The following is a 1,593-nucleotide window of genomic DNA, read 5'->3' on the forward strand; positions in this document are numbered from 1 at the left end:
CTCTAAGCTTGAAGTTAAAGGTTTCCCTTCGGTTCTTCGGACCGAAGGGTGTCCTTTTTGTGCTGGTGTTTGCCGACGGGGTGGCGGGGTGCGGGGCTGGTGGTGCGGCCTGGTGGGCGGCCTGGGCCGGGGCGAGTGGCCTTCGGCGGTTTCGTGGGAGTGCCCAGGATCTTGCGGATGCGGGGATAGCCGCGGCGGACCCGGCCGGGCGTGAGCCGGTCCGGGGTGAGGGGTTTCTCCCAAGGGCGGCGCAGGTCTTCGGTGAGGGTGCGGGCGAGGCGGAGTTGGGTGTAGGCGGCGAGGATCAGCCAGACCCAACGGTCGGCTTGGGCGGGGTGGCGCAGGCGGGGGCGGGTCATGCCCAGGGCCTGCTTCCAGAAGCGGAAGGTGTGTTCGATGTCGAATCTTCTGAGGAAGATCCGCCACAGGCGGTCGACGTCGTGCGCGTCGGCGTCGGGGACCGAGTGCCACAGCCACAGCGGCTTGGGATCGCGGTTGCCGGGCAGGCGCTCGACCGCGAGGTGCACCAGCGTTCCCTCCACGTTGGGCAGGTCACCCGGATGGTCGGCCCAACCGCCCTGGCGGCGTTCCAGCTTGGGGTGCAGGCGTCCCCAGCAGCGGGCGGTCACGGCACCGAATCGGTCGTGGCGGGTGGTGGACTCCTGGACGGGTGCGGGGTGGGTGGCCACATCGGCGAGCCGGAAGGGCTCGCCGTGACGCGGTTGGCGGCCGGGTGTGGGTCCCTTGCGGCGCCCTGGCGGGTGGTGCATGACGCGGTCGGCGCGGATCCGCCCGAGCAGCCGGACCGGCTCGTCGCGCAGCAGCCACGTCAGCCGCACGATGTCGTAGCCGGCGTCCAGCACGAACAGCACCTCGGGGTCGCCCTCGCGCCACTGGCCGGCCTTGCGCAGGCGCGCGAGCAGGTCCCGGACCTGGGCGGCGGTGACCTCGGTCAGGTCATCGTCCGGGCCGAGGCGGACCGCGTCCAGCGGCCCGGTCCACGAGGTCCGTCCCCCGCCCAGCGCGGCCGCGACCTGGTAGGGCCAACCCGGAATCGTCTGCCGCACCCCGTCGCAGCGGCACGGGCGGTGGCAGTGCAGCCGGTCCGGCGAACACTCCGCGTCCGGACGAGGCCACGGTGTCACGTCCAGCGCGATCGAGATCTGCCGGTCCGTCCCACGCGGCAGCTCCAGCCCGGCCAGCGCCAACCGCAGCCGCGACACATCCAGGCGGCCCTGGGCAAGCGCGTCGTACATCGCCCCGTGCCCGCGCCGGTGCACCGCCTGGAGCGACAGTTCCGGCAGCGACACCACCGGGCCGCCCGCGCACAGCACCGCGTCCGTCAACTCGAACAACGCATCCCCGCGGCGGGACATTGCCGCGTAAAACTCCATTCGAAAGGAGGACAGTTCGGCAAGTTCCTGCCGATGAGCGGTTCCAGGGACGACACTTGACACCGACGACCTCCCGACCCGTTGTGCGACTCGACATCACACAGCGTGAAACGGAGGTCGTCGCCATGTCCGGCAGATCCCCATGTGAGTGAACGACTGGAACCTCAAACGATCACTGAAGGTTTAACTTCAAGCTAAG

The 1,593-nt window shown here is 70.2% G+C and carries 1 protein-coding gene; it reads right to left on the reverse strand.

The window, feature by feature from the left end:
* Positions 1-14: 14 nt before the first annotated feature.
* Entirely contained in the window at positions 15-1,457 is a 1,443-nt protein-coding gene (locus ABZ904_RS51200; RefSeq protein ID WP_361006470.1) for an NF041680 family putative transposase, read from the reverse strand.
* Positions 1,458-1,593 lie beyond the last annotated feature (136 nt).

The organism is Streptomyces sp. NPDC046900 (assembly GCF_040644975.1).
Classification (GTDB): Bacteria; Actinomycetota; Actinomycetes; order Streptomycetales; family Streptomycetaceae; genus Streptomyces.